We start from the raw sequence: 24,304 nt of genomic DNA on the forward strand, positions 1-24,304 counted from the left end.
CAGGTCGGGTCGGTGCGGGGAGCCGCGGCGCTCAGACGTGGGCGGGGACCGGGCGGTCGACGCCGTCGGTGAGCCCGTCGGGGTCCACCACCGGCTCCGGGGGCAGGTCGCCGGGGACGGTCAGCCGGACGAGCACCACCACCACGGCGGTGAGGGCCAGGCCGAGCAGCGTCACCCACATCTGCGGCAGGAACATCATGAAGCCGCCGACGACGAGCGCCGCCCGGGCCCACAGGGGCACCCGGCGCTCCACGAGGGCCAGGTGGCCGCCCAGGGCGCCGGCGATGGCGTAGACCGCCACCAGGCTGAAGACGAACGCCACGGCGACCCGTCCGGGGTCGTCCTGGGCCACCAGGGCCGGATTCAGGGCGAAGCCGAACGGCACGATGTACTTCACCGCGCCGAGGCGCATGGCCTCGACGCAGGTCGCCATGGGAGACGCCTTGGAGATGCCGGCCGCCGCGAAGGCGGCCAGGCCCACGGGCGGGGTGATGTAGGAGACCGAGGCCCAGTAGATGACGAACAGGTGCGCGGCGAGGGGGTTCACCCCGAGGGCGACGACGGCCGGGACCATCACGATGGCCAGGAACACGTAGGCCGCGGAGATGGTCAGGCCCATGCCGAGCACGAAGCAGACGGCGGCGCCGGCGACGAGCAGCAGCACCACGTTGTCCCCGACCAGTGCCAGCAGGTCGCGGGAGAGGGACAGGGCGACGCCCGTGGCGGAGAGGCCGCCGAGGATCAGGCCGACGCCGGCGATGATGCCGATGATCTGCGCGAGGGTGCGGCCGCAGTCCACCGCCAGGTCCAACCACTGGCGCCTGCCCATGCGCACGCGGGGGCTGAGGACGGCGATCAGCAGCAGGACTCCGGTGATCCAGTAGGGGACCTGCGCCTCGGAGTCCAGGATGAAGAGCAGGACGGTCAGCAGGACCAGCGCGGTCAGGTAGGGCCATCCCTCGACGAGGGACCGGCCGAGGCGCGGAAGGCGGTCCCGGGGGACCCCCCGCAGGCCGTGGACGGCCGAGTAGGCGTCCACCTGCAGGAAGATGCCGAGGAAGTACAGGATCGCCGGGATCGTCGCGGCGACGAGGATGGTGGTGTACGGCACGCCCACGAACGACACCATGAGGAACGCCGCGGTGCCCATGATGGGCGGCGTGATGGAGCCGCCCGACGAGGCGGTGGCCTCGACCGCTCCGGCGACGCGCGGGGTGAACCCGGAGCGCACCATCGCCGGGATGGTCATGGGGCCGGTGGTCAGCACGTTGGACACCGCGGATCCGGACATCATGCCCATGGTGGCGGAGGACGCCACGGCCACCTTGGCCGAGCCGCCGCGGTACCGCCCGAAGAGTGCCGTGGAGACGTTGTGGAAGAAGTCGGCTCCACCGGTGTGCTGCAGGACCGTGCCGAAGAGGAGGAATCCGACGAGGATCGTCCCGGCGGTCTGCAGGGGGAGGCCGAGGATGGACTCGGTCCCCATGGCGTGGATCTGGGCCAGGGTGAGGGCGTCGTAGTCGATGCCCTGGAGGATCCCGATGGGGATCTGACCGGCGATCATGGGGTACAGGGAGAACACCAGGGCCAGCGCCGCGACGATCCACCCCGCCGACCGCCGCAGCACCTCCACGATCAGGAGCCAGAACACGACTGAGAGCACGGTGGCGGTGAGGGGGGCGTTCCACTCCCACCCGTACTCCTGGATGTCCAGGCCGTTCGCCGCGAAGTACAGACAGCAGACCTCCACGAGGAGGATGAGTGCGACGTCGTACCAGGGGACGCCGGTGCGCCGGTCGGTCATCTGATCGGTGGGCTGGTCCGCCTCGACGATCCGCATCGCCCCGGTGCCGGGCGGAGGAGCGGTGCGCCGCTCCTTTCGTCCTCCGCGGCGGTGTGTGGCAGGGGTGACGATGAAGATGATCGGGAGGAAGGTGGCGAGGAGGAGATACAGGAACGTGTTCTCCAGCAGGGTCACACCCCCCAGATTCCAGAAGAACACCTGGTTCATGGTCGCGAGGACGCCCAGTACGGTCAGGACGACCGTGACGACGCTCCAGAACGGCGTCAGCCGGGGGTTGCGCCGGGTGACCGCGATGGCGTCGGCGGGGGTGGTCGTGGTCATGCGTCGTCTCCCTGCGTGTCGGCGGCGGACGCGTCGTCCTCCGGGAGGTCCTCGATGGGGGGCAGGTCCGGAAGGTTCTCCTGCTTCCAGTCGAACCACTTCTGGGCGGCGGCATCGTCCTCGCGGTGCTGCTCGAGGAACGGCGGCCAGGCGTCGAGGAGGAGCCCCTCCCGGTCCAGCAGGGCCTCGTGCCGACGCTGCATGTGCGGCGTCCACACCCCCAGGTCCAGGAACACCGACCGCGCGCCGTCGTGGAACGGGACGACCATCGGGTCGAACATGATCTTGTCCAGGGCGAACATCTTGGCGTCCTGCGTGGCGTCCTTGTAGCGGTCGAAGTTCTCGTGGATCTGGGTGGCCAGCTGCGCGACCTCGTCCGCCGGCCGGGTGGACAGCGTCGTCAGGGGGATCGAGTACTGCATGTTCACCGCGGACTCGCCCTTCGCGAGACCGGCGCCGCCGGTGAACCTGCCCGGGCGGGCGATGGGGGCCAGGCGCTCCCAGGACTCGAAGCGGCTGGGGTCCTCACTGCTCAGGTCGAGCCAGCGGATGGGGTACTGGGAGGCGAGCTCCTCGACGTTGGAGCCCACGACGTTCTGGTAGAGCGCGTCGAGCTGCCCGGTCTTCAGCATCTCGATCTGGCCTGCGTAGGTGGTGTTGACGAGGTTCGTGTCCGCACGGGTGAGACCGCCGTAGTTGAGGAACGCCTCGAGCTTGCGGTTGATGGACGTGGCACCCACGAGGTTGGGGTAGTTGCGCCCCTCGAGATCCTCGACGGTCTCGATGCCGCTGTCCTTCCGGACGAGCACGCCGTAGTTGCCGCGCGGCGTCCACACCTGACGGATGGGCTGAGGGCCCCACGTCGGCGAACAGAACTCGTCGTCGCCCTCGAAGGCGTAGTAGTACTCGTCGCCGGAGCGGGCGAAGTCGGCGGTCCCGTTGATCAGCGGGGCCATGCGGCCCATGCCGGTGGAGGAGGTCATGAGGCGCACCTGGCGGCCGTTGACCTGCGTGAGGGTGTTCGCCACCGCCGCGAGGTCGTTGTACGTGCCGGTGCCCACGCCGTAGGTGGACCACACGCTCTGCTGGGAGCCGTCCGTGGGGGAACACGCCGTCAAGGCGCCGAGGCCCGCGAGCGCGCCGGCGCCGCCGAGGAAGCTGCGGCGAGACAGGGACATGGGGGTTCCAATCGCTGGGGGACGTCGACCGGAGTGGGTCGGGCGTGATGACCATTGATGCACGTCAAGCGTGATCCGCGCCACAGAGAGAGGGCACTGATGCGCAAAGAGAATGACTGGACAGAGATGAGAGCAAAACACGGCGGTCGCCAGAAGCGCCGAGGGCGCCTGGAGTGGTGACGCAGAGGTGGCGGGGCAGTGAACGCCCGGGCACGGGGGTGCGTCAACTCGGCCGTCCCCAGATGCGGGGCGGTTGTCCACACGCGTTGTCCACAGGTGTGGAGAGTGTGGACGAGGTGTGGACAGCGTTGTGCCAGACGCTGTGACGGAGGCGCCAAAGGGCCGTCTGTCAAGTCGGAAACCGGGTGCCGGTGGGCGGGAGGGAAACTTTCCCCACAGGCTGTACTATCGCATCGTCGCAGGTCAGAGCGCGGTCGGGGCGGGGATGGGGGAGTTGTCCCCAGCGTGGTCCCCAGGGGATCCACACGACACGCCGCTGAATCCACATGTTGTCCACACGTGCTGTGGGAAACGCGGTTGCTCCGCCTCCCCGCCGCGCGTAGTGTCCCGTGGTATCCCCAACGCGAGGGCGGGTATTGGCCGCAGGTGACCACTGACAGGCGCGCATCCGCTCCCAGCGTCGCCCGGGGTTCGTCGCGCGTCCGCCAGCAGGGGGAGGTGCGGCGGCACGGGCCGGGGAGTGCAAGAGGAATCGGGGCCGGGAAGACCGGCCGAGGGCCGTCGTCGTGCGGGCTGTGGGAAGGGAGTCTCCGGAAGTTGACTGAAGACTACGGAGACTCGGGCTCCTACGACGGCGGCCGTTCCTCTGAGCGGTTCCTTCCGCCCCAGGACCTGGAGGCGGAGCGCTCGGTGCTGGGCGGCATGATGCTGTCCAAGGACGCGATCGCGGACGTCGTCGAGCTGCTGCGCGGCCACGACTTCTACCGCCCCAGCCACGAGATGATCTACGAGGCGATCATCGACCTCTACGGCCGCGGCGAGCCCGCGGACGCCGTCACCGTGGCGGACCTGCTGAACAAGCGCCAGGAGCTCTCCCGCGTGGGCGGGCCCGCCGTGCTGCACGAGCTCATCCAGACCGTTCCCACCGCCGCCAACGCCAGCTTCTACGCGGAGATCGTGGCAGAGAAGGCCGTGCTGCGCCGCCTCGTCACCGCCGGCACCAAGATCACCCAGCTCGGGTATCAGGGCGACGGCGAGGTCGAGGAGATCGTCAACGAGGCCCAGTCCGAGATCTACAAGGTGGCGGAGAACCGCCAGTCCGAGGACTACGTGCGCCTCTCCGAGATCATGGAGCACGCGGTCGACGAGATCGAGGCCGCCGGCAACCAGGGCGAGGGCCTGACGGGCGTCCCCACCGACTTCTACGACTTCGACGAGCTCACCCAGGGCCTGCACGGCGGTCAGATGATCGTGATCGCCGCGCGCCCCGCCGTCGGCAAGTCCACCCTGGCGATCGACTTCGCCCGGGCCGCCGCCATCCACCACAACATGGCCACCGTGTTCTTCAGCCTCGAGATGGGCAAGAACGAGATCGCCATGAGGCTGCTGAGCGCCGAGGCGACGATCGCGCTGCAGGACCTGCGCAAGGGCACCATCCGCGACGACCAGTGGTCCAAGATCGCGGCGACCGTGGGGCGGCTGAACGAGGCGCCGTTCTTCATCGACGACTCGCCCAACATGACCATGATGGAGATCCGCGCGAAGTGCCGTCGGCTCAAGCAGAAGAACAATCTCAAGATGGTGGTGCTCGATTACCTGCAGCTCATGAGCTCGGGCAAGAAGGTCGAGTCCCGCCAGCAGGAGGTCGCGGAGTTCTCGCGTGCGCTGAAGCTCCTGGCCAAGGAGCTGGACGTGCCGGTGATCGCGCTGTCGCAGCTGAACCGTGGCTCGGAGCAGCGCACGGACAAGCGGCCCCAGGTGAGCGACCTGCGCGAGTCCGGCTCGATCGAGCAGGACGCGGACATGGTGATCCTGCTGCACCGCGAGGACGTGTACGACAAGGAGTCCCCGCGCGCCGGCGAGGCGGACCTGATCGTGGCGAAGCACCGCAACGGGCCCACCAAGACCATTGTGGTGGGGTTCCAGGGTCACTACAGTCGATTCAGCAACCTCGCACAGGATGGCGGGGGTTCGGGGGGGTTCTGACCGTCAGAAGCAGCGCTCCTCCGCGCAGTACGGCCTGATTTATCCGGCCGCCCTTCGTGTGACGCCACCCGTGCGTTGATATCTTCGATGGAGTGAGTTTATATGGATTATCTATTCCCTCAGAGTAAATGGCGGCAGCTCGGTTATCGTGCCAATCTCTACTCCACTGATCCCATTGAAGTCAGCGATTCCGGTAGGGCACTTCTTGTCGGCAGGGAGATGGAACTCGCGAAGATCCATCAGCATCTTGTAGACGGTGCGAGTGTCGTTGCGCTTGAAGGGGACTATGGAGTTGGCAAAACGAGCCTGGCCGCCGTCGCGGCATTTGAGGCCAGTAAGTGGAGGGGTCATGGAGGACCCCTGTTCCTCCCCGCCATTCATAAGCTGAGCTTGCGGCCAGAAGACACGCGAGAATCGTTTGAAAAACGAGCGATGAGGGTTGTTGCCAGCACTATTCTTCGATCGGCGCCGGTGCTCATGGCAGAGGGTAGAGAGCTGCCTGGGTCCGATGCTGTAAACCGCTGGTTGAACTCGCCGGAGCTCGTCAGTCGCAGTGGTCAGGTAAACGTGTCCATCCTCGGAAATGGAGGGGGTGCCGGTTATGGCGAAAGCCGTTCCCTTAATGAAGGTTCGGGGTTCGACGATTCGGGCCTAATATCCTTGGTTGATGATTGGCTTACCTCCCTTTTCCCGGATCGGGAATCTGGCGGAGTAATTCTTTTCCTGGAGAATCTGGAGGAGCTTCAGGATAGTCGGACCGCCCTAAATGTCATGGAGCCTTTGCGCGACCCATTATTTAAGCGCCCCGGTCTGCGTTGGATGATTACGGGTGCCGAAGGAATGGTTCGAGCGGCGTATGCAAGTCCGAAAATGACTGGTGTATTCCTTAATCCAATTGAGGTTTCTCCCCTTGCGGATGAAGCGGCACCTCAGGTTATCCAGGCTCGTGAGGCTGAACTCAGAGAGGATGCAGACGCGGTTACACCTGTGACGGCGGAAGCGTTCGCAGACCTTTATAATATTATTGGGAAAAACTAGCGCTACTCGCTAAACCTGGCTGAGCGCTATTCCGCCGATGCCGACGTTTCTGCGCTCCGAGACTTATCGGCGAGTGAGCGTGATCTCTTGTTTAGGGATTCAATGCTATCTGAATCAAAGCGAGTTTACGACGCTTATGCCAATGATGTTACCAAGGCGGACTGGAAGGTTTTTGGAACCCTTATTGGAGAGAAGGCCGGGTCATGCAGCCCGAGCGATTATGCCGACTTTGGCTATGCTAATCCTTCCCCGTTGATCGTTCGCGTGCGATCGTTGGAGCAAGCACAGCTGGTCACTTACACCGTGGATGACTCGGATCAACGAAGAAGGAATATTTCTGTAACCGATCATGGCCGGTTGGCCTACTATTGGAAGGTGCATCTTTCCAAGGGGTGACCGAATGAGTTCACAGCGGACGGAATGCTAATGACCGAGGCTCATTCGACCGCGGTGGATGTATGCGTCCATTAATGTAGAAATCTTGCAACTGGGAGTCACTGGGGTAGACGGCTCGGGGTATGTTTTCCTGCGTCCAGTTGCATCATTCCCAACCGAGAAGAACCACTCGCTTTGAGTGGCGGGTCGGGAGGAGGCAGGGGCTCCAGTTAAACGATTGATTTTCCCCCCCTGGAGGCGGACACCCGTTTCACCGGGTACGACGTGCTCCTCCTGCCCACGGGCCGATCCCGGCCCCGGAGGTAGGGGCGCGCAACGGCGAGTTCGGCGGCGGCTGGACCGACGCGGTCCTGGCGCTGCTCAGTCTCACCACCCCGTTCAGCTTGCTCGGCTGGCCCGCCCTCGCGGTCCCCGTGCCGGGCGGCGGCGAGGGCCGTCTCCCGGCCTCCGTGCAGCTGGTGGCCCGGCCCGGCCGGGAGGAGCAGCTGCTGAGAGCGGCGCTGGTGCTGGAGGACGAGCTGCGCGGCTGAGCCTGCGAGTGCCGTCGTCGTCACGTCTGGCAGGAGCGGGCCAGCAGAAGTCCCAGGTGTAGAGCACCTGGGAGTAGTCCCGGGCCTTCGCCTGCTCCTCGGTGACGAAGAAGTGCCCGACGCCCATGTCGCCCTAGCAGAGGCCGGACTCGTCCGAGTCCAGCTGGAGCAGCTGCACGGTGTACGGGCGCAGCTCGTCCTCCCACGGCCGCGGGTCCTCCTGCACGAACAGGGCGTGACCGCCCAGTCGGTGGCCCGCTGCGTGCTCGAGATCTGTGGGGGCGGCGGGGGAGAAGCGCAGCGCGAACTCTCGCTCGGGGGCCTCGCCGCCCTCCACGGTGGTGCCCGTGGGCAGCGGCGTGTAGTCGTCACCCCCCTCCTAGCGCTCGAGCACGTCCTCCGCGGTCACGGACTGGTCCGGGTCCTCTATGTGCAGCACCGCCACCGCCGACTCCAGCGGGTCGTCCAGGTCCGCGCCCATCAGGTCGTCCGTGCCGTGCCAGAACTGCAGCAGCCCGGACTCCGGCAGGAATTCGTTCGGCGGCAGCTCCTCGCAGCGGATCTGCAGCAAGAACATCAGCGGCTCGCCGTCCTCGTCCCGCGGCTGCTCCGCGTCCGGGGCGAGGTAGGGGACGCCGCCGAGCTTGCTGGCCGTCACCGGCAGAGGGGCGGACTCCTCCAGGGTCAGCTCAATCCCCGGCAGGGAGATCGCCGCCGGAACGATGTCGGTGTCGTCCTGCTCGTAGGTTGCGTCCTCGGACACGGACTCCTCCTCCTGGCGGCGTGCGGCTGCGCGGTCATGCCGACGGCGCCCGCCGCCGTCGTGCTCGGCCCACTGGAGGCACAGGTGGGGCCCGGGGGATAGGCCAGGGGCCCTGCCGGCGGCGGTAAGCAGGGCAAGCAGAATGGGGTCCCATGGAGTCCACCCAGCCCGTCCCCGAGCCCTTCGTCCTCTCCCTCGGCGCCGTCCTCGCCGCCGCGGGCCTCAACCCGCATGACGTCCTGGCCATCCGCCACACCTACAAGGAGTCGGGGCTGCCGTCGCGGGCCGCGGCCACGCCGGAGCGCGTGCTCGCCTACACGCGGGAGCAGCACCACGTGGGGAAGTTCCCGAAGGAGCCCGCCCGCTACTGGCTGATCTTCATGGGGGAGGGCGGGCGTCGCTCCCGCCTCACCGCGGTGTACGAGAACCGGGGTGAAGCGGTGGCCGAGCGCACGGAGCGGAGTCGGTTCTACGACGTCGTGCCGATGCCGCTGCTGGCGTTCCTCGAGGAGCGCCTGGTGGTGGAGTGGTCCGCAGACCCCGTGAACTGGGCCAAGCGCGGCCCCCTGGCGGCGCGGTTCCCCGTCCTGGAGATCGCCGACCCCACCACCGAGGCGTTCCCTGGCTTCGACCACGTGCTGCTCAGCTACGGGGACCTGCAGTCAATGGTGACCGAGACCCGCTACGCGGGCTGGCGCACCGCCCTGCAGGCCGTACGCGGCATCTACCTGATCGCCGATGAGACCGCGGGCCAGTGCTACGTGGGCAAGGCCGACGGTGAGCGTGGTGTGCTCGGGCGGTGGGAGGCCTACGCCCGTGACGGGCATGGCGGAAACGTCGCCCTCCGGGATGCCCTGGAGCTCGATCCCACCCAGCCGGAGCGGTACACGTTCAGCCTGTTGCGCGTGTTCGGCTCCAATACCCCGCAGGCCCAGATCGACGCCGCGGAGAAGCACTACAAGGAGGCTCTGATGACGCGCCGGTTCGGGCTGAACCGGAACTGAACGGACTTCATTGTCCAGGGGGAGGCGACGTCAGACGGGGGATGGAATGCCCGCGCCGAGCCTCGGAGCATCTGCAAGCCGCCCGAGCGGCCATGCTCGCGAAGGCGCGCCATGGGGCCTGAGATGTGAGGATGTCGGCATGGGAGACACTCGGGGGAGAACTCAGCAGGACATCGTGCGCTTCTGGCAGCTGCAGGAGCTGTTCGACCCGCAGCCACTGCCGAAGCTGACCCCGCGGACGACGCCCCCCTTCGGCAAGCGCGTGATCACGTGGCGGGCGGAGGACGGGGACGTCGCTCTGCCCTGGAACCGGCTCGCCCCGCCGCCCCCCACGACGAAGGGAGCGGCGCGAGAGTGGCGGCACACGCTCTACCTGGGGATCTACGCACTCGAGGACGCCTACCAGACACTGCACTCGGCGTTCCCGGCTGACGCTGACGCCTATGACGAGCGACCCGGTGGACGCAGCGCGGCCGCCGGCGCGCTCGTGGACGCAGACGGGCGCCTGATCGGCGGCGCGGGCGTCCTGTCCTCCGCGCTGTGGGGGATCGGCCGGCTCTGCCGAGGCGAGGGGTTCGATGACTCGCTGGTCGATGGCTTCGAAGTGGCGGGGGAGGCGTTCGTGGACGCCGCGGACCGAGCGGCGGGCGTGCCGGACGATGACGCCTTCGGAGAACAGCCCGTGCTGACCGCCGGCATGCTCGTGGCGCTCATCCGGTTGGCCCAGCACAGCGCCGGCGTGGAGGGGATGCCCGCGTTGGCCGGCCACGAGGTCCGTATCGCCAGCCAAGTGGTCTCCGCGTCGTCCGGAGACGAGACCCCCGACATCGACTTCCTCAACAGCTTCTACCTGTCCGACCTGCACCGCGTGGGTGAGGCGATCGCGCGGGGCGACGTCGGACCCGCCCTCGATGCCTACCTCACACCGGATGGCGACGTCGACACCCAGCGACGGGTCGACGTCGTCACCCGGCCCGACATCGTCGACGCCGGTGTGGAGCCCGCCCGCGTCCCGGCCGGTCGGTGGCCTGCGAAGCCGTCGCATGCTCTGGCGCGCAGCCAGCAGTTCGCGGTCAACCAGGCCCTGAACGAGCTCGGAGCCGAGCCCGGGTTGATGGGGGTGAACGGGCCACCCGGGACCGGCAAGACAACGATGCTCCGGGACATCCTGGCCGCCAACGTCGTCGAGCGAGCGCGACGGCTGGCTGGCTTCGCGGATCCGTCCGAGGCCTTCACCGGACGGACCCTGGCATGGACCGGGGAAGGACGGAGGCACCGGACGGTGCACGAGCTACAGCCGGAGCTCACTGGATTCGAAATGGTGGTGGCCTCCGCGAACAACGCCGCCGTGGAGAACATCTCCGAGGAGATCCCCCACCGCGACGCCATCAAGGACTCCGGCCGTGCGGACGCGGACTACTTCGCCGATCTGGCGACCGCCGCCCTGGGACTCGGTGTGGAGAACGCGGACGAAGACGGGGCCCCGGGCGCCGGCGACGGCCCGGCAGCGGAGCAGCCCGCTGCCGCCAGTCCGGGCGCCTGGGGACTCGTGGCGGCGCGGCTCGGCAATAAGGTCAACCGCGCACGCTTCCGTGACGCCGTCCTCTTCGGAGGGGCGAGCGGAGGCCGGGGCGCACAGGGGCGGGGGCTGGACACTCTGCTGAAGGACTGGGCGGCGTCCCCCTCCGCCCCGGTCCAATGGACTGCCGCCCGGGAGGCCTTCCATCGAGCGCTCCACGAGGTGGACCGCGGTCTCACCGAGCGCCGGGACGCCGCTCAGCGGACGGTGAGGACTGCCGCGGCACGGGAGGCCGTTCGGGACGCCGAGCGGCGTCTCGCCGAGCTCAGCCGCCAGCGAACGGCGAAATGGGCGGGCGCCGAAGCGATCCGCCGCGAACACTCCGCAGCGCAGGCGGAGGCCGGTCGGATCAGGGATGCACTCGACCTGCACCGTGACGCCAAGCCGGGGTTCTGGGAGACCATCACGAGCTTCGGGGTGGCCGGCCAGCAGTGGCGCGAGACCTATCAGCCCTTGCTGGAGGCGTGGAGCACGGCCGATGCCGACCGGGCCGCCCTCGCTGCCGACACCGAGGCGGCCGAACGACGTCTCAGCGAACTGGAGGCGCAGATCGTGCACCTCGACGGCGACTGCGCCCGGAGACGAGGGGATCTCGCGGACCTCGAGGCCGCCGTGCGCGCCGACGAGGAACGATTCGGCGGCCGGCACCCCTCCGCCGTCGTCGATGCGCAAACGCGCGAGACGACCACGCCGTGGCTGGACGAGGAAATGGAGAAGGCCAGGACGGAACTCTTCCTGGCCGCGCTCGAGCTGCACCGTGCGTTCATCGCGGCCGCGGCCCGTGACCTCCGGCCCTCCCTCCAGGCGGCCATGGAAGTCATGGCGGGCGCTGCGCCCCGAGACCTTGAGGCGGAGAAGCGTCGGGCAGCCTGGCAGGTGTTCTTCCTCCTGGTGCCGCTGGTCTCGACGACCTTCGCGTCCTTCGACCGAATGTTCACCGGCATGGGCCGTGAGTCCCTCGGCTGGCTGTTCGTGGACGAGGCCGGGCAGGCGTCACCCCAGTACGCGGCGGGGGCGATCTGGCGGGCGAACCGTGCCGTCGTGGTCGGTGATCCGCTGCAGCTGGAGCCCGTGGTGACGATCCCGGTGACTGTCTCCCGAAGCCTGGCCAAGGCGCACGGTGTCTCCTCGACGTGGATCGCGCCGGAGGCCTCGGTACAACGGCTCGCGGACCGCGTCTCCCGGTACGGCACCACTCTGCCGCAGGGTGAGGATGACGTCTGGGTGAGCTCGCCCCTGCGCGTGCACCGGCGATGTGACGACCCGATGTTCACCTTGAGCAACGAGCTCGCCTACGACGGGCTCATGGTCTCCGGAGTGCAACGCAAGGGGCCGGAGGAGGACCCCTTCGAGAGGACCGGTGACGGGGAGATCTTCGCGAGTTCGTGGATGGACACCCCGGCGAGAACCCCTGGCACACACCTCCAGCCCAACCAGATCGAGCGCGTCAGGCGGGGCATTGAAGCGTGTCGTCGCTGGGGGATCCCCTGCACGGAGATCATCGCGATCTCTCCGTTCCGCGAGGTCGCGGATACCTTGCGGGTGCTCTCGGACGAGTTCCCGGGCCTGACGGCCGGCACGATCCACACGGCTCAGGGCCGAGAAGCCGACGTCGTGTTCTTCGTGCTCGGGGGAGCCCCGGACAAGCCCGGCGCGCGGAACTGGGCGTCGAGTCGGGTGAACCTGGCCAACGTCGCCGTCAGCCGGGCGAAGCGACGGCTGTACGTCATCGGAGACCGCGAGGCATGGTCGCGGCACAATTACTTCCGACAGATCGCGGAGGCGCTTCCGCGAGCTGCGGAACCCGATGCAGGACGGGAAAGGTGAGCGGGGCATGACGGTGGATGCGGGCGTCCTGGTCGGCGAGAACGGGAGGGTGCGAGGCATCCGTGCGAGCTCGTGGACGCCGGAGCGGCAGAGACGGGTGGAACGGCTTCTGCGCGTGGTCGAGGCGGCGGCTCTCCTGCTCTTCGGCGTCTGCGCAGCCGTACTTCTCCTCACTGAGCCCAGGCTCTCGGGCACCATCCGCTCGGTCAGCGTGGAGGGTGTGGGGGCTCGTCTGTACCGATACGGCCTCCTGTTCGCCGCGGCGGTGATCACCTATGTGCCACGGAGGTGGAAGTGGGCCTTGCCTGGGTATGCCATTTCGGCGCTGTTCGTCGTCGGGATGGTGAAGATGCTGGAAGGCGCCCCTAGCGAAGGGTTCCCGGGCCTCCAGGTGTTCCGGACTGATCTGCCGTGGCTCATAGGCCTGCTCCTTGTGCCGCAGGTGGCGGGGGTTGCGCGACGAGCTGGGCTGTCGGTCAGGCGCAGGTATGCCAGTGCCCTCGCATGGACCGCTTTCGTCGAGGGCGCGGGCGCGGGCCGGAACGACTGTGGCTGCGTCGAGAATCGCGTCGTCCAGAACGGTGCTCAAGAGACCCGCGTTCTGCTGCAACGGTTCGACGGCACACGACGTTCGGGCCAGGTCTGGGGAGTGGTGGAACCCTCTGAATGCATTGAAGTCGACGCTGCACGGGCCGTTGTCGCCAGGACGGACTGGCGGAATGCTCTGAGCTGGGCGGCGTTGGACCGCTGGGGCCGGCGGCTTCCTGGGCGGGAAGAAGCACAGAGGTCGTAGCCGGTCGGGATCTGTGCGCTCGGAGGCGATGCCGTCCCCCGACCGCTCCGGCCGGCCCCGCCCCTCACGCCCAGCGCAGTGACGCCGCCCCGTAGCCGGCCACGTCCCGCTCGACGGTCGCCCCGTCCAGCGTGAGCGGCGGCGGCACGGTGTTCAGCGTGCCCGCGGCGGACCGCACCGTCACGCGCGGCACGCCCAGCTCCGCCACCGGTTCCTCCGGCGGGGCGGCGCATCCGAGCAGCGTCCGGGCCGCGCCCAGCAGGCTCGCCCGCACGACGCCGGCCCGCCCCTCCGCCAGCAGGCGCACCACCCCGGCCGCCAGGGCGTACCCGGTCGCGTGGTCGAGCGCCTGCACGGGCAGGGCGCCGGGGGTGGCGCCGTCGTCCGGGGAGCACGCCAGCGCGGTGCCCGAGGCGGCCTGCACGATCGAGTCGAAGCCCGCCCTCTGCGCCCACGGGCCGCGCTCGCCCCAGGCCGAGAGGGACCCGACCACCAGGTGCGGGTGCCGCTGCGCGAGCGCGTCCGGACCCAGGCCGAAGCGGTCCAGGGACCCGGGCCGGTAGCCCAGCAGGACGACGTCGGCCCCCGCCAGCAGCGCCTCCAGCTCGGTGCGGTGCTCGGCCAGGTCCGCGGTGGCGGACCGCTTGCCCATTCCGTTCGAGAGGAACTGGGCGTCGATCTCGGGCCGCGCCGGCGGGTCGATGCGCAGCACGTCCGCACCGAGGCACGCCATGAGCTGCGAGCCGGCCGGCCCGGCGATCACGCGGGTCAGGTCCAGGACGCGCACGCCGTCCAGGGGCAGTGCCCCGCCGGAGAGCGGAGCGCGCTCGCTGCCGGCGTCCACCGAGACCCACGGCTCGTTGCTCGTCGCCACGCCCTGCGGGTGCGCGGCCCACTGCGTGGCGCGGCGGACGGCCACGGCGATTCCTCCGGCGTCGTGCACCGCCTCCTCCACGTCCAGCGCGGTTCGCCCCGCCACGGCCCGCTCCAGGCTCGCGCGGTCCCGGGCACCGAGCGCGCGGCCGAGGGCGGCCGCGTGGTGCGGATAGTTCGCGTGGGTGCGCACCCAGCCGTCCGCCGCGCGGACGAAGCCGGACATCGGAGCCCAGGACGCCACGGGCTCACCGCCCACCCGCAGGTGCTTGATGGCGGCGAAGGAGCCGGCGACGAGCTCCGGCGTCGTGCCGACCCGCCACCCCTGGCCCCGCGCGTCGACCAGCGCCTGGACCGCGTCCCGGGCGTCACTGACGGCGGTCCAGGCCAGCTGTTCGACGTCCAGCGGGCCCGCCCACCAGCGGCGGGGGGCGGGGACGGGGGCGGAGACGCGCGGCATGCGGCGAGCGTAGCGGGGAGGTGCGGTCGAGCGACGGCCTCGCCCGCGCCGTGTTCAGGCCTTCCGCGCCTCCACCCCCATCAGTCGGTCTGTGGCCTCGACGAACGGCGTGCGGTGCCAGTCGCCGGAGATCCGCTCGACGGTCAGCCCCACCGCGTCCAGGTCGGCGCGCACCTGCGCTGCCGAGCGGAACTGCAGGCGCTGCTCCGCTTTCACCACGGTGCCCTCCACCGCGGTGCCCTCGACGACCGCACCCGCCCCCGCGGCGCCCGTGTCCAGAAACTCGGTCCGCATTCGCATGAGCACCACGCCGTCCGCGTCCGGCGCGGTCACGGTCTCGGTTTCGAGGAGGCGACCGGCCGGCGTCGTGCGCTCAGCGGGGCCGTGGCTTCAGCCCTCCCACGCGCGGAGCGCCGGGTTGCGGGTCTCGAACACGAGGCGCCCGCCGGGGGTCAGGCCCGCCGCGACGCGCTGCAGGGTGGCGTGCCAGACGTCGCCTATCAGGTGCATGGCCACGTTCCCGCTCATCACCACCAGGTCCGCCGACGCCGGCTCGATCAGCTCCGCCGTGCCCTGCCGCCACGTCACCGCGTTCCCGCCGGGGCGGGCGCGCGCCACGGCCAGCATGGCCTCGGCCGGGTCGATCCCGACGACGGCGCGCCCCTCGTCCGCGAGCGTGACGGTCAGCGATCCCGTGCCGCAGCCGAGGTCCACGATGCGCGTCGCGCCGGCCTCCTCCGCGACCTGCCGGAAGAAGGCGTGGTCCTCCCCGGGCGGGTTGTCATGGTCGTAGAGGGCGGCGAGCCGGGCGTCGTCATAGGTGGCGAGGTTCGTCTCGGCGGGGGAGGGGGTCATGGGCCGATCCTGGGCGGGGTACGTGCCGTGCCGGGCGGTCATGCGGCCTCGGCCACGGCGTCGATCTGGAAGCGGGCGCCCAGGGGCAGGCCCGGCACCTGGAGGGTGACGCGCGCCGGGAACGGGGCGGGCAGCGCCTCGGCGTACACGCGGTTGAGGACGCCGAAGTCCGCGTAGTCGACCAGGCAGACCGTCACCTTCACCAGGGCGGCGGGGCCCACTCCGAGGTCCTCGAGGAGCAGGCGCAGGTTCGCGAAGAGGCGCACCAGCTGCTCGGCGGGATCGTCCGAGACGACGGCGCCGGTCTCCGGGTCCTGTCCGATCAGGCCGGAGATGAACCACAGGTCGCCCGCTCGGCGCGCGTGCGAGAACGGGGCGTCCGAGGCGAACAGGCGGTCGCTGAAGTGGTGACGGGGCGAGTCGATGCTCATGGAGCGAACCTAGTCCCCTCTGGGCCTACGCGCGGCGGCGGCGGTCCGGCAGGATCATCACATGACCGAGCCCGCATCCGTGTTCACCTCCGTGTCCGGGACCTTCCACCGCGCCGTGGACGAGCGGTTCCTGGATGCCGCTCTGCAGGGTTCGCGGTCCGCCGGCCGCTACTCGCCGCCAGACGTGCCGACGCTCTACCTGAGCTCGTCCGAGGAAGGCGTCGCCGCCGCGATGGTGGCCCACACGGACGCGGATTCCCCGCAACGGCGGACCCTCGCGTTCCAGGTCGAGGCGGAACGCATCGTGGACCTGCGGGACGCGGTCGCGCTCGCCCGTCTCGGCGTGGACCTCGCCGACGCCGTCGCCCCCTGGAAGCCGGATGTCGAGGCGGGCCGACGGCCGTCGTCGTGGGCGGTCAGGGAGTCGCTGGAGGCCGCCGGTGCGCACGGGCTGATCGACCCGTCCAGGACGGCGCCCGGCCTGTGGCACCTCACCCTGTTCCGCTGGAACGACGACGGCGGGCCGCGCGTCCGTCTCGTCGAAGCCGGGACCTGACCCGGGTTCTCAGTCCTCCCACGGCACCGGTGTCACCGTGCCGTCCTCCCAGTCCTGCCGCAGGATCGCGTAGGCCACGGAGGCCAGGGGCTCCCCGCCCTCGACCGGCCAGCCGCGCCGGTAGTGGGCCTCCTTCACCCAGCCGGCGCGGCGGAACGTGCGGAGCATGGGGAGGTTGTCCTCGCGGGTCTGGCCCTCGAGCCGGTCCACGGCCGGCATGGTCTCGAACACGAGCCGTGTGAGGGAGGTGAGGATCTCCGCGCCCAGGCCCCGGCCCCGGAAGGGTTCGGCCACGCGCAGGTCGAACAGCGGCGTCGGGTCGGTGAGGTCCTCGAGCCGCACGACGCCGACCCGGCCGTGGGCGTCGTCGTCGATCCAGTAGGCGGCGTGGTCCTCGTCGCCCCAGGCGCCGGCGTCGACGGCCTCCTCCGCCTGCCGCCGCGTGGGGCGCGGGTCCACGTGGAACGGCCACGCGTTCTCGCTGAGGAGGGCGACGAGCGCCTCGCGGTCCGGGCCGGCGAGGTCGAGGCGGACGAGGGTGACGGTCATGGACTGAGCGTAGAGGGGCGGGCGGCGGGGCGCGTCCCGGCGTCAGCGCTCCCCGAACCAGAGCCGGTGCGCGGTCGACTCGGTGTCAGCGATGACGCGGGTGATCGCGTCGTCGAGCTCGTCGAGCAGGCGGTCCGAGCCGTCGTCGCACGCATCGCACCCGCAGAACGGGAACCGGGCGCGCAGGTCCTCCACCCGCCCCGCCGAGAGGTGGAGCAGGGGCAGGGTCTCGGGGCCTGCAGGGGTGAGCGACTCCACCAGCCACAGCGGCGCCGCGCCGTCCACGCCGGCGGGCGGGTCCACGCGCAGCGCTCGGTGCACGAGCACGGTCTGCCCGGGGGCGGTCTCACCGTCCGGGGTGACGGTCTCGAGGGGGACCTCGGCGACGGCGGCCCCCGCCTCGGCGAGCACCTCAGCCCATAGCCGGGCCCGGGCGGCCACGATCCGGTAGCGCTGCGGGTCGCTCACGCGCTCGTACTCGGACTCCGACGGGGCACGGTCGGCGTGGGGGTCCGGCCAGGAGGGCAGGGCCAGGGCCGCGTAGCGGTCGGCGACCTCTCCGCGCAGGCGAGCGGGCGTGTCCATGACCCACAACACCTAGTCATCACAATGCCAACCGTCTGAATGGATGGCCCTGATTGGCCAGCCGGGCTCGTCAGCGCTCGTGGAGCAGGACATCGGCCACCTCGTCCGGGGTGTCGAGGTGCACGTCGTGTCCGGCCTGCTGTACCTCCACCACCCGCATGGTCGGCTGCAGCTGGTTCATCCGTGCCACTTCCTCATCCCGCATGAAGCCCTGCCCGCCGCGGATGAGGTCCACGGGGCAGCGCAGGGCCGCCCATTCCGCCCACCGCGCTTGTGCATGCACCGGGCTCAGCGCAGCCCGCAGGACATCCACGTCGAACTGAGGCATGAGGCCCGCGGGCGTCCTTTGCAAGCCTGCCGCCCAGATGGCTCCGGTCTCCCCGCCGCCGAAGAAAGCCGCGGCATCCGCCCGGGAGGGAAACGGTGCCGGCCATCCCTGGAACCACTGAATGGTTCCTTCGGTGGCTTCCGCACCTTCCCCTCCGACTCCTCCCTCCACCAACACCAGGCGGCGGACGAGATCAGCATGGCGGGCGGCCGTCAGCATCGCCGTGTGCGCTCCCATGGACTGCCCCACGAGCACCAGCTCGGTGATCCCCAAGTGATCCGCCACCTCGACGACGTCGGCCACGTGCGCCTCGCGGCTGAGGTCGTCAGGGCGCCGCGTGCTCAGGCCATTGCCGCGCTGATCAAAGGCGACCACTCGGAACCGATGGCGGATGCGGTCGATGACCGGGGACCACTCCCCGGAGCGACCCGCGAGCCCATGAAGCAGAAGGACGGCGGGGAGAGCTCCCCCACTGTCGACTCCGTGCAGCTCGACGCCGGCGTGCGTCACGGTGAATCGCTCCATGGCGCCATCCTGCCTTGTACGCCGCCTGCTCACCCAGGGTCCTTGTTCTGGGGGGAGCAGCGAGACGAGTCGGCCCTTCACGCGGTGTCCGTGCTCAGCTGGCCCACTATCCATGGGGGAGCGCCCATCCGCCGAACGCCCAAACCGTGGCCCGGGCGCGCGACCTCCTGTGCAGTCTTCACCGCATCTCGACAGGGGTTGGCCCTCGAGTCACTTCTTGAGGGTGCGCTGGGCGACGTTCGGCAACATCGCCCCCACCTGCCTGAGGCCCTCGGGTCCAGCCACTGCACCGATGGCAACGGCACCGACCCCGCCCCGCTCCGCGCACAGGCGGCCGACGAGAGGGGCGAGGTAGTGCTGCTCGGTGTCCTTCCGGACCGGCCCGGATCCGGGCCGGCCTACGGATCGGATGGCTCAGCCCTGGGCCGCCACGACGTCCTCGTCGACCCAGTCGCGGGAGCGTTCCACGGCCTTCTTCCACAGCCGCAAAGCACGCTCAGCCTCCTCCTCGTCCATGGTGGGCTCCCAGCGCTTGTCCTCCTCCCAGTTGGCCACGAGCTGGTCCTGGGACGACCAGAACCCCACCGCCAGGCCTGCGGCGTAGGCGGCGCCGAGGGCTGTGGTCTCGGTGACCTTGGGGCGCACGACGGGCACGCGCAGCAGGTCCGCCTGGAACTGCATGAGCAGCTCGTTGGCGACCATGCCACCGTCGACCTTCAGTTCGGTGAGGTCCACGCCGGAGTCCGCGTTCATGGCGTCCAGGACCTCGCGGCTCTGGAAGGCGGTGGCCTCAAGTGCCGCGCGGGCGATGTGCCCCTTGTTGACGTAACGGGTCATGCCCACCATGGCTCCGCGGGCCGTGGCGTCCCAGTGCGGGGCGAAGAGGCCGGAGAACGCGGGGACGAAGTACACGCCGCCGTTGTCCTCCACACTGGCGGCCAGGGTCTCGACCTCCGGGGCGCTGCCGATCATCCCGAGGTTGTCCCGCAGCCACTGGATCAGCGAGCCGGTGACGGCGATCGAGCCCTCCAGTGCGTACACCGGCTTCTGGTCGCCGATGCGGTACGCCACCGTGGTGAGCAGGCCGTTGTCCGAGTGCACCGGCTTCTCGCCGGTGTTGATCAGCATGAAGTTGCCGGTGCCGTACGTGTTCTTGGCCTGGCCGACCTCGAAACACGCCTGGCCGAAGGTCGCCGCGTGCTGGTCGCCCAGGATGCCGGTGATCGGCGTCTCGCGCAGCAGCTGCTGGCCGGCCACGGTGCCCACCTCGGCGGAGGAGCTGACGATCTCCGGGAGCATGGACATCGGGATGCCCATGTCCGCGCAGATCTCCTCGTTCCAGTCGAGGGTGTCCAGGTTCATCAGCATGGTGCGGGAGGCGTTGGTGACGTCGGTGACGTGCCGGCCGCCCGCGCCGCCGCCGGTGAGATTCCACACGAGCCACGAGTCCGTGGTGCCGAAGATGAGGTCGCCGTTCTCGGCGGCCTCCCGAGCCCCGTCCACGTTCTCCAGGATCCAGGCCACCTTGGGGCCGGAGAAGTACGTGGCCAGGGGCAGTCCGACGCGCTCCTTGTAGCGGTCCGCGCCGACGTCGCCGGCCAGGCGCTCGCAGAGGCGGTCGGTGCGGGTGTCCTGCCACACGATGGCGTTGTACACCGGCTTGCCGGTGTTGCGGTCCCACACCACGGTGGTCTCACGCTGGTTCGTGATGCCCACGGCGGCGACGTCGTGTCGGGTCACCTCGGCGCGGGCCAGGGCCTCGCCGATGACCTCGCGGGTGTTCGTCCAGATCTCCACCGGGTCGTGCTCAACCCAGCCGGCGCGCGGGAAGATCTGCTCGTGTTCGCGCTGACCAGTGGACACGATGGCCCCACTGTGGTCGAAGAGGATCGCGCGCGTGGACGTGGTGCCCTGGTCGATGGCCATCACGTAGCGGGGGGTGGTCATGTCCTACTCCTTCGTAGGTGGTCACGGGGGTGTGGGGGTGGCGGGCACGTTCTTGCAGGGGAACGTGCCCGCCGGGGTTGGACGGGCAGACCGCTCAGACGAACAGCGGCGCGGCGAGGCCGGCCAGGACGGCGCCGACGAGCGGGCCGACGATCGGCACCCAGGAGTAGCCCCAGTCCGAGCTGCCCTTGTGCCGGCGATCTCATGCAGGAAGATCGTGCCCATCGACGGGCTCCTTTCAGTGGGTGGGGGCGGCGTCGGCGGCTGCGAGTGCGGCCGCGGCGGTGACGTCGTCGTGGGCGGTCTCGCCGCGGAGGCGGGCGGCGACGAGGCTCTTGTACGCGCGGATCTCACCCGCGATGCGCTCTTCATCCCAGCCCAGCTCGGGGGCCACGAGGGACGCGATCTCCTCGGCTGCCGCGACGCCGCGGTCGCGGACCTCGGTGGACAGGCGCGTGCGGCGCTCGATGACGTCGTCCAGGTGGACGACGCTCTCGGCCCGGGCCGCGTGGACGATCTCGGCGCGCAGGTAGCGCGGCGCTTCGGCGAGAGGGACGCTCAGGGACGGGTCGGCGTCGATCAGGTCGAGCACGTGGCGCAGCACGGTGCCGTAGCGGAACAGGAGCCGGTCCACGCGGGCTTCGTCCAGGCCGTAGTCGGCGGCGATGCGGTCCGCCTCCGCCTCGATCTCCGAGTAGCCGAGGCCGCCGAGCACGGGGATGCGCTCGGTGAGGCTGGGACGGGTCGGGTGGGTCTCGCGCACCACGAAGTCCACGACGTCCTCGGCCATGGCCCGGTACGTGGTCCACTTGCCGCCGGCGACGGCGGTGAGGCCGGGGGCCACCTCGGTGACGGTGTGCTCGCGGGAGATCTTGGTGGAGCCGCCGTCGGATCCGGTGACCGGCTGCAGGAGCGGGCGCAGGCCGGCGTACGTGGCGATCACGTCGTCTCGCGTGAGGTCCTCCTTCAGCACCGCGTTGGCGTGCTCCAGGATGTAGTCGATGTCGTCCGCGGTGGCGGCCGGATGGGCCACGTCCTCCGCCCACGGGCTGTCCGTGGTGCCGATCACCCAGTACTCGTCCCACGGGATGAGGAACAGCACGGACTTCTCCGTCTTGGTGATCACTCCGGTGGCGGCGTCGGCGCGGATGCGGTCGCGGGGCACGGTGATGTGGGCGCCCTTGGAGGCGAGCACCTCGAGGCCGCCGTCAGCCTCGGCCAGCTCCTGCTGCTCCTGGGTCCACACGCCCCCGGCCAGGATGACGGCGCGCGCGTGCACGTCGAACTCCTCGCCGGAGGTCTCCTCCCGGACGCGCACGCCCTGCACGCGGCCGTCGTCGCCGCGCAGGTAGCCGGTGACGGCGGTGTAGTTGGCGGCCACGGCGCCGTGGTCCACGGCGGAGCGCACGACCATCATGGCCAGGCGGGCGTCGTCGAACTGGGCGTCGGCGTACTCCACCGCGCCGACGATCTTCTCGTCGTCGAGGGAGGGGAAGGTCGCGGCCATGGAGCGGCGGCTGAGATGGCGGTGTGCGCTCACCGCGCGGCGGCGGCCGAGCGACTGCATGGCGTCGTACATGGTGACACCGGCGCCGATGAAGCCGCGGTCGATCACCTTGTGGAAGAACGGGAAGACGAAGCGCAGGGGGCGCACCAGGTGGGGCGCGGTCTGGGTGAGCAGCAGGTCGCGCTCACGCAGCGCCTCGTACACCAGCTTGACGTCCAGCATCTCGAGATAGCGCAGGCCACCGTGCATGAGGCGAGAGGAGCGGGACGAGGTTCCGGAGGCCCAGTCGCGGGCCTCGACGATGCCCACGTCAAGGCCGCGGGTGGCCGCGTCGAACGCGGCGCCCACGCCGGTGGAGCCGCCGCCCACGATCAGGATGTCAAGGGGGGCCTCCGGGCTGGTGGCCCGGAGGCGGGCGAGATGATCCTCCCGCGTGGCAGCGGAGAGGGGCACGGTTCGCAGGGTCGGCATGGAGAGGTTGCTCCTTCATCAGTGGAGGCACAGCGTAGTGGCGTGGCTCACGATGCCCGGTGTCATATCACGAGACCCGGTATCAGTGCGATCCGAGGTCCATGGTGTCACTTCCGCACCGCGGGTACCCACGCGGCGGCCACGCGCCGGGTGGGCGTGGTCAGGCTTCCTCCCGCATGGCGGGTTCACGGAGATCGGGCCCGTCCCCGGCTGCGCGGATCTGGTGGCCCTGACGCGGAGGTCGCGACCGCCACCGGGCTGGGGGAGGTCGTCTTCACAGCAACCTACGAGCCTGTGATGCCCGAGACTCCCCGCCCAGACGGATGGCTCCTTGACCTGGAGATCCTCGCGGACCTCGGTCGGCGCACCTGGTACGTCGCGGCTCCGCAGATCCCAGCGAACCGCCCCATCACCCGTGCCGCTACCGTGACCCCATGCCCACCCTTTTCGCCGACCTCGCCGCGCGCCGCGGCGTCGTCTTCCCGCTGCGCACCGAGCGGCTGACGCTCACCCCGTTCGCCGCCGAGCTTCGGGAGAGCCGCCTCGCCGCCGGCGACCGACTGACAGTCCGCGCGGGCGAGTCGATCATCGACGTGGGGAAGCTGGCCGTGCAGGACGCGTGGAGCCAGGGCGGCCCGCGCGAGGAGGCCCGCGACGCACAGGGGGAGATCGGCTCGACCATCCACCCGATCCATGCCGGCCAGGGCTACGCCACCGAGCTCGCCGGCGCCCTGCTGAAGCTCGCCTTCACAGGCCTGGGCGTGCATCGCGTGGACGCGGCGGCCTTCGCGGACAATGCGCCCAGCCTGCGCGCCTCGGGGAGCAACCTGCCCCCGTGGGACGCCGACCGCTGGGCCGCCCACGTGGACCGTCTGACCGCCATCGCGGAGGGGAGCGGCGGGCCGGGCCGGAACTGAAGGCACATGCCTCCCGTGCCCGACCTGCCCGCCTGCCTCGAGTGCAAGCCGCTGACCCGCTCCGTCGTCACCGGCTACGCCGCGAAGGTGACCGCCGAGGCGCTCGCGGCCCTCGGCGTCGACCTCGCCGACGCCATGGCCCTGTGAAGGCCGGCCGTGGAGGCGGGGGAGGAGCCGTCGTCGTGGGCGGTGCGCCGCCGCCTGGGGGAGGCCGGTGCGCACGGGCTGATCGACCCGTCCAGGACGGCGCCCGGCCTGTGGCACCTCACCCTGTTCCGCTGGGACGAGGGCGGTGCGCCCCGGGTGACGCGTGCCCCCGGCGGTGTCACTGCTGGCTCTGGAGCATCTCCACGACGTACCCGATGAACAGGGCGAGCGGGAAGCTGGCGACAGCCAGCGCGCCGGACAGCAGCGCCAGCAGAACGCGTTTCGCCGCAGCGAAGCAGAGCGCGGACAGTGCGTAGCAGCCGATGATCAGGGCGAAGAAGACCATCGTCTCCCGAGGCGTCTCCGAGCCCGTGATCAGCAGGAGAACCAGGATGCCGGTGGAGACGGCGAAGAATGACATGCCGACGACGCCGGCCGCCTTCTCTCTCATCATGGCGTCCATTCTCCGTCGGGGCCGACGGGAGGAGCGGTCGACGCGGTATCCCGGGTCATCCCATTGAAGTCCTGCCCCGCCTGGATCACCAGCGCGGACTCGCCCGCGGCGTCGGCGACCCCGTGCGTGTGCGCATCCAGGAGGTCACGCGCACGTACGTGACCGTCGCTCCAACCGTGAACGGCGCCGTGGGGGAGGTCGCCAAGAGCATCGACCCCGCTGCGAGCATCACCCTGTCCCTGCCCACCGAGCGGCTGTGCCCGGCGTCGTGAGGGCGTGTGGGGAGCCACGGGCATTCTG

24 protein-coding genes and 2 pseudogenes are annotated in these 24,304 nt (G+C 70.0%); 11 read left to right on the forward strand and 15 right to left on the reverse strand.

Annotated elements, in window-relative coordinates:
- Positions 1-31: 31 nt before the first annotated feature.
- A complete protein-coding gene (locus tag HDA33_RS10075) occupies positions 32-2,125 on the reverse strand; it encodes a TRAP transporter permease (RefSeq protein WP_184172950.1) in 2,094 nt (697 codons plus the stop codon).
- Positions 2,122-3,303, reverse strand: a complete 1,182-nt coding sequence (locus HDA33_RS10080; protein ID WP_184172952.1) for a TAXI family TRAP transporter solute-binding subunit — start codon at positions 3,301-3,303, stop codon at positions 2,122-2,124. The genes HDA33_RS10075 and HDA33_RS10080 overlap by 4 nt, the downstream gene beginning before the upstream one ends.
- A gap of 777 nt (positions 3,304-4,080) precedes the next feature.
- Between HDA33_RS10080 and dnaB the strand changes: the two genes are divergently transcribed.
- The 4 genes from dnaB to HDA33_RS13040 all read left to right on the forward strand — a co-directional run bounded on the left by dnaB (position 4,081) and on the right by HDA33_RS13040 (position 7,433).
- The gene (dnaB, locus tag HDA33_RS10085; protein ID WP_184172954.1) at positions 4,081-5,469 is read left to right on the forward strand and encodes a replicative DNA helicase; all 1,389 of its coding nucleotides are present in this window, start codon (positions 4,081-4,083) and stop codon (positions 5,467-5,469) included.
- A 102-nt stretch (positions 5,470-5,571) separates the two neighbouring features.
- Complete coding sequence (locus HDA33_RS10090; RefSeq protein ID WP_184172956.1) at positions 5,572-6,507, forward strand: hypothetical protein; 936 nt, start codon at positions 5,572-5,574, stop codon at positions 6,505-6,507.
- A 102-nt stretch (positions 6,508-6,609) separates the two neighbouring features.
- A complete protein-coding gene (locus tag HDA33_RS10095) occupies positions 6,610-6,903 on the forward strand; it encodes a helix-turn-helix domain-containing protein (protein WP_184172958.1) in 294 nt (97 codons plus the stop codon).
- A gap of 383 nt (positions 6,904-7,286) precedes the next feature.
- A complete protein-coding gene (locus HDA33_RS13040; protein ID WP_338104333.1) occupies positions 7,287-7,433 on the forward strand; it encodes a hypothetical protein in 147 nt (48 codons plus the stop codon).
- A 61-nt stretch (positions 7,434-7,494) separates the two neighbouring features.
- On the opposite strand, the pseudogene HDA33_RS12945 reads toward HDA33_RS13040, so the two are convergent.
- A pseudogene (locus HDA33_RS12945) lies at positions 7,495-7,770 on the reverse strand (DUF1963 domain-containing protein); the annotation flags it as partial.
- A 42-nt stretch (positions 7,771-7,812) separates the two neighbouring features.
- Entirely contained in the window at positions 7,813-8,196 is a 384-nt protein-coding gene (locus HDA33_RS10110; protein ID WP_184172962.1) for a DUF1963 domain-containing protein, read from the reverse strand.
- A gap of 152 nt (positions 8,197-8,348) precedes the next feature.
- Here HDA33_RS10110 and HDA33_RS10115 point away from each other — a divergent pair, with 152 nt between their 5' ends.
- From HDA33_RS10115 to HDA33_RS10125, 3 genes are all read left to right on the forward strand, one after another.
- On the forward strand, positions 8,349-9,200 hold the full coding sequence (locus tag HDA33_RS10115) for a GIY-YIG nuclease family protein (protein WP_184172964.1): 852 nt from the start codon (positions 8,349-8,351) through the stop codon (positions 9,198-9,200).
- A gap of 175 nt (positions 9,201-9,375) precedes the next feature.
- Positions 9,376-12,606, forward strand: a complete 3,231-nt coding sequence (locus tag HDA33_RS10120) for a DEAD/DEAH box helicase (protein ID WP_338104334.1) — start codon at positions 9,376-9,378, stop codon at positions 12,604-12,606.
- Between the two features lie 7 nt (positions 12,607-12,613).
- Entirely contained in the window at positions 12,614-13,399 is a 786-nt protein-coding gene (locus HDA33_RS10125) for a hypothetical protein (RefSeq protein WP_184172968.1), read from the forward strand.
- Between the two features lie 64 nt (positions 13,400-13,463).
- Here the strand turns inward: HDA33_RS10125 and HDA33_RS10130 are convergent, their stop codons facing one another.
- From HDA33_RS10130 to HDA33_RS10140, 4 genes are read right to left on the reverse strand one after another with little or no spacing between them, the layout of a single operon-like run.
- The gene (locus HDA33_RS10130) at positions 13,464-14,732 is read right to left on the reverse strand and encodes a CoA transferase (RefSeq protein WP_184172970.1); all 1,269 of its coding nucleotides are present in this window, start codon (positions 14,730-14,732) and stop codon (positions 13,464-13,466) included.
- A 54-nt stretch (positions 14,733-14,786) separates the two neighbouring features.
- Positions 14,787-15,065 carry a hypothetical protein gene (locus HDA33_RS12780; RefSeq protein WP_246416934.1) on the reverse strand — a complete coding sequence of 93 codons (279 nt, stop codon included), beginning with the start codon at positions 15,063-15,065 and terminating at the stop codon, positions 14,787-14,789.
- A 57-nt stretch (positions 15,066-15,122) separates the two neighbouring features.
- On the reverse strand, positions 15,123-15,587 hold the full coding sequence (locus HDA33_RS12785; protein WP_246416936.1) for a class I SAM-dependent methyltransferase: 465 nt from the start codon (positions 15,585-15,587) through the stop codon (positions 15,123-15,125).
- A gap of 38 nt (positions 15,588-15,625) precedes the next feature.
- The gene (locus HDA33_RS10140; protein ID WP_184172972.1) at positions 15,626-16,018 is read right to left on the reverse strand and encodes a RidA family protein; all 393 of its coding nucleotides are present in this window, start codon (positions 16,016-16,018) and stop codon (positions 15,626-15,628) included.
- A gap of 61 nt (positions 16,019-16,079) precedes the next feature.
- Between HDA33_RS10140 and HDA33_RS10145 the strand changes: the two genes are divergently transcribed.
- Positions 16,080-16,574, forward strand: a complete 495-nt coding sequence (locus tag HDA33_RS10145) for an RES family NAD+ phosphorylase (RefSeq protein ID WP_184172975.1) — start codon at positions 16,080-16,082, stop codon at positions 16,572-16,574.
- Between the two features lie 9 nt (positions 16,575-16,583).
- On the opposite strand, the gene HDA33_RS10150 is transcribed toward HDA33_RS10145, so the two are convergent.
- From HDA33_RS10150 to HDA33_RS10175, 6 genes and pseudogenes are all read right to left on the reverse strand, one after another.
- Positions 16,584-17,123, reverse strand: coding sequence for a GNAT family N-acetyltransferase (locus tag HDA33_RS10150; RefSeq protein ID WP_184172977.1), 540 nt, complete (start codon positions 17,121-17,123; stop codon positions 16,584-16,586).
- Between the two features lie 42 nt (positions 17,124-17,165).
- The gene (locus HDA33_RS10155) at positions 17,166-17,708 is read right to left on the reverse strand and encodes a DUF6226 family protein (RefSeq protein ID WP_184172979.1); all 543 of its coding nucleotides are present in this window, start codon (positions 17,706-17,708) and stop codon (positions 17,166-17,168) included.
- 70 nt (positions 17,709-17,778) lie between these two features.
- Positions 17,779-18,561 carry an alpha/beta fold hydrolase gene (locus HDA33_RS10160; protein WP_184172981.1) on the reverse strand — a complete coding sequence of 261 codons (783 nt, stop codon included), beginning with the start codon at positions 18,559-18,561 and terminating at the stop codon, positions 17,779-17,781.
- 414 nt (positions 18,562-18,975) lie between these two features.
- Positions 18,976-20,508, reverse strand: coding sequence for a glycerol kinase GlpK (gene glpK / locus HDA33_RS10165; RefSeq protein WP_184172983.1), 1,533 nt, complete (start codon positions 20,506-20,508; stop codon positions 18,976-18,978).
- A gap of 94 nt (positions 20,509-20,602) precedes the next feature.
- A pseudogene (locus HDA33_RS10170) lies at positions 20,603-20,704 on the reverse strand (aquaporin family protein); the annotation flags it as partial.
- Positions 20,705-20,746: 42 nt separating this feature from the next.
- Complete coding sequence (locus HDA33_RS10175) at positions 20,747-22,486, reverse strand: glycerol-3-phosphate dehydrogenase/oxidase (protein ID WP_184172985.1); 1,740 nt, start codon at positions 22,484-22,486, stop codon at positions 20,747-20,749.
- A 434-nt stretch (positions 22,487-22,920) separates the two neighbouring features.
- Here HDA33_RS10175 and HDA33_RS10180 point away from each other — a divergent pair, with 434 nt between their 5' ends.
- Both HDA33_RS10180 and HDA33_RS10185 read left to right on the forward strand, forming a co-directional pair.
- The gene (locus HDA33_RS10180; protein WP_184172987.1) at positions 22,921-23,403 is read left to right on the forward strand and encodes a GNAT family N-acetyltransferase; all 483 of its coding nucleotides are present in this window, start codon (positions 22,921-22,923) and stop codon (positions 23,401-23,403) included.
- A gap of 6 nt (positions 23,404-23,409) precedes the next feature.
- Complete coding sequence (locus HDA33_RS10185) at positions 23,410-23,550, forward strand: hypothetical protein (protein WP_184172989.1); 141 nt, start codon at positions 23,410-23,412, stop codon at positions 23,548-23,550.
- Positions 23,551-23,728: 178 nt separating this feature from the next.
- Here HDA33_RS10185 and HDA33_RS10190 read toward each other — a convergent pair whose 3' ends face one another.
- Entirely contained in the window at positions 23,729-24,004 is a 276-nt protein-coding gene (locus HDA33_RS10190) for a hypothetical protein (protein ID WP_184172991.1), read from the reverse strand.
- A 122-nt stretch (positions 24,005-24,126) separates the two neighbouring features.
- Between HDA33_RS10190 and HDA33_RS10195 the strand changes: the two genes are divergently transcribed.
- Positions 24,127-24,276, forward strand: coding sequence for a hypothetical protein (locus tag HDA33_RS10195; RefSeq protein WP_184172993.1), 150 nt, complete (start codon positions 24,127-24,129; stop codon positions 24,274-24,276).
- Positions 24,277-24,304 lie beyond the last annotated feature (28 nt).

Source organism: Micrococcus endophyticus, from assembly GCF_014205115.1.
GTDB classification, from domain to species: Bacteria; Actinomycetota; Actinomycetes; order Actinomycetales; family Micrococcaceae; genus Micrococcus; species Micrococcus endophyticus.

Excerpts from the sequence above, each read along its gene's own strand:
- HDA33_RS10180 (WP_184172987.1), top strand. The coding sequence starts at position 22,921 with ATGCCCACCCTTTTCGCCGACCTCGCCGCGCGCCGCGGCGTCGTCTTC.
- HDA33_RS10090 (WP_184172956.1), top strand. The coding sequence starts at position 5,572 with ATGGATTATCTATTCCCTCAGAGTAAATGGCGGCAGCTCGGTTATCGT.
- HDA33_RS10140 (WP_184172972.1), bottom strand. The coding sequence starts at position 16,018 with ATGAGCATCGACTCGCCCCGTCACCACTTCAGCGACCGCCTGTTCGCC.
- HDA33_RS12785 (WP_246416936.1), bottom strand. The coding sequence starts at position 15,587 with ATGACCCCCTCCCCCGCCGAGACGAACCTCGCCACCTATGACGACGCC.
- HDA33_RS10145 (WP_184172975.1), top strand. The coding sequence starts at position 16,080 with ATGACCGAGCCCGCATCCGTGTTCACCTCCGTGTCCGGGACCTTCCAC.
- HDA33_RS10095 (WP_184172958.1), top strand. The coding sequence starts at position 6,610 with ATGCTATCTGAATCAAAGCGAGTTTACGACGCTTATGCCAATGATGTT.
- HDA33_RS10115 (WP_184172964.1), top strand. The coding sequence starts at position 8,349 with ATGGAGTCCACCCAGCCCGTCCCCGAGCCCTTCGTCCTCTCCCTCGGC.
- HDA33_RS10155 (WP_184172979.1), bottom strand. The coding sequence starts at position 17,708 with ATGGACACGCCCGCTCGCCTGCGCGGAGAGGTCGCCGACCGCTACGCG.
- HDA33_RS10190 (WP_184172991.1), bottom strand. The coding sequence starts at position 24,004 with ATGATGAGAGAGAAGGCGGCCGGCGTCGTCGGCATGTCATTCTTCGCC.
- HDA33_RS10175 (WP_184172985.1), bottom strand. The coding sequence starts at position 22,486 with ATGCCGACCCTGCGAACCGTGCCCCTCTCCGCTGCCACGCGGGAGGAT.
- HDA33_RS10130 (WP_184172970.1), bottom strand. The coding sequence starts at position 14,732 with ATGCCGCGCGTCTCCGCCCCCGTCCCCGCCCCCCGCCGCTGGTGGGCG.
- HDA33_RS10150 (WP_184172977.1), bottom strand. The coding sequence starts at position 17,123 with ATGACCGTCACCCTCGTCCGCCTCGACCTCGCCGGCCCGGACCGCGAG.
- HDA33_RS10185 (WP_184172989.1), top strand. The coding sequence starts at position 23,410 with ATGCCTCCCGTGCCCGACCTGCCCGCCTGCCTCGAGTGCAAGCCGCTG.
- glpK (WP_184172983.1), bottom strand. The coding sequence starts at position 20,508 with ATGACCACCCCCCGCTACGTGATGGCCATCGACCAGGGCACCACGTCC.
- HDA33_RS10080 (WP_184172952.1), bottom strand. The coding sequence starts at position 3,303 with ATGTCCCTGTCTCGCCGCAGCTTCCTCGGCGGCGCCGGCGCGCTCGCG.
- HDA33_RS10075 (WP_184172950.1), bottom strand. The coding sequence starts at position 2,125 with ATGACCACGACCACCCCCGCCGACGCCATCGCGGTCACCCGGCGCAAC.
- HDA33_RS10160 (WP_184172981.1), bottom strand. The coding sequence starts at position 18,561 with ATGGAGCGATTCACCGTGACGCACGCCGGCGTCGAGCTGCACGGAGTC.
- HDA33_RS10125 (WP_184172968.1), top strand. The coding sequence starts at position 12,614 with ATGACGGTGGATGCGGGCGTCCTGGTCGGCGAGAACGGGAGGGTGCGA.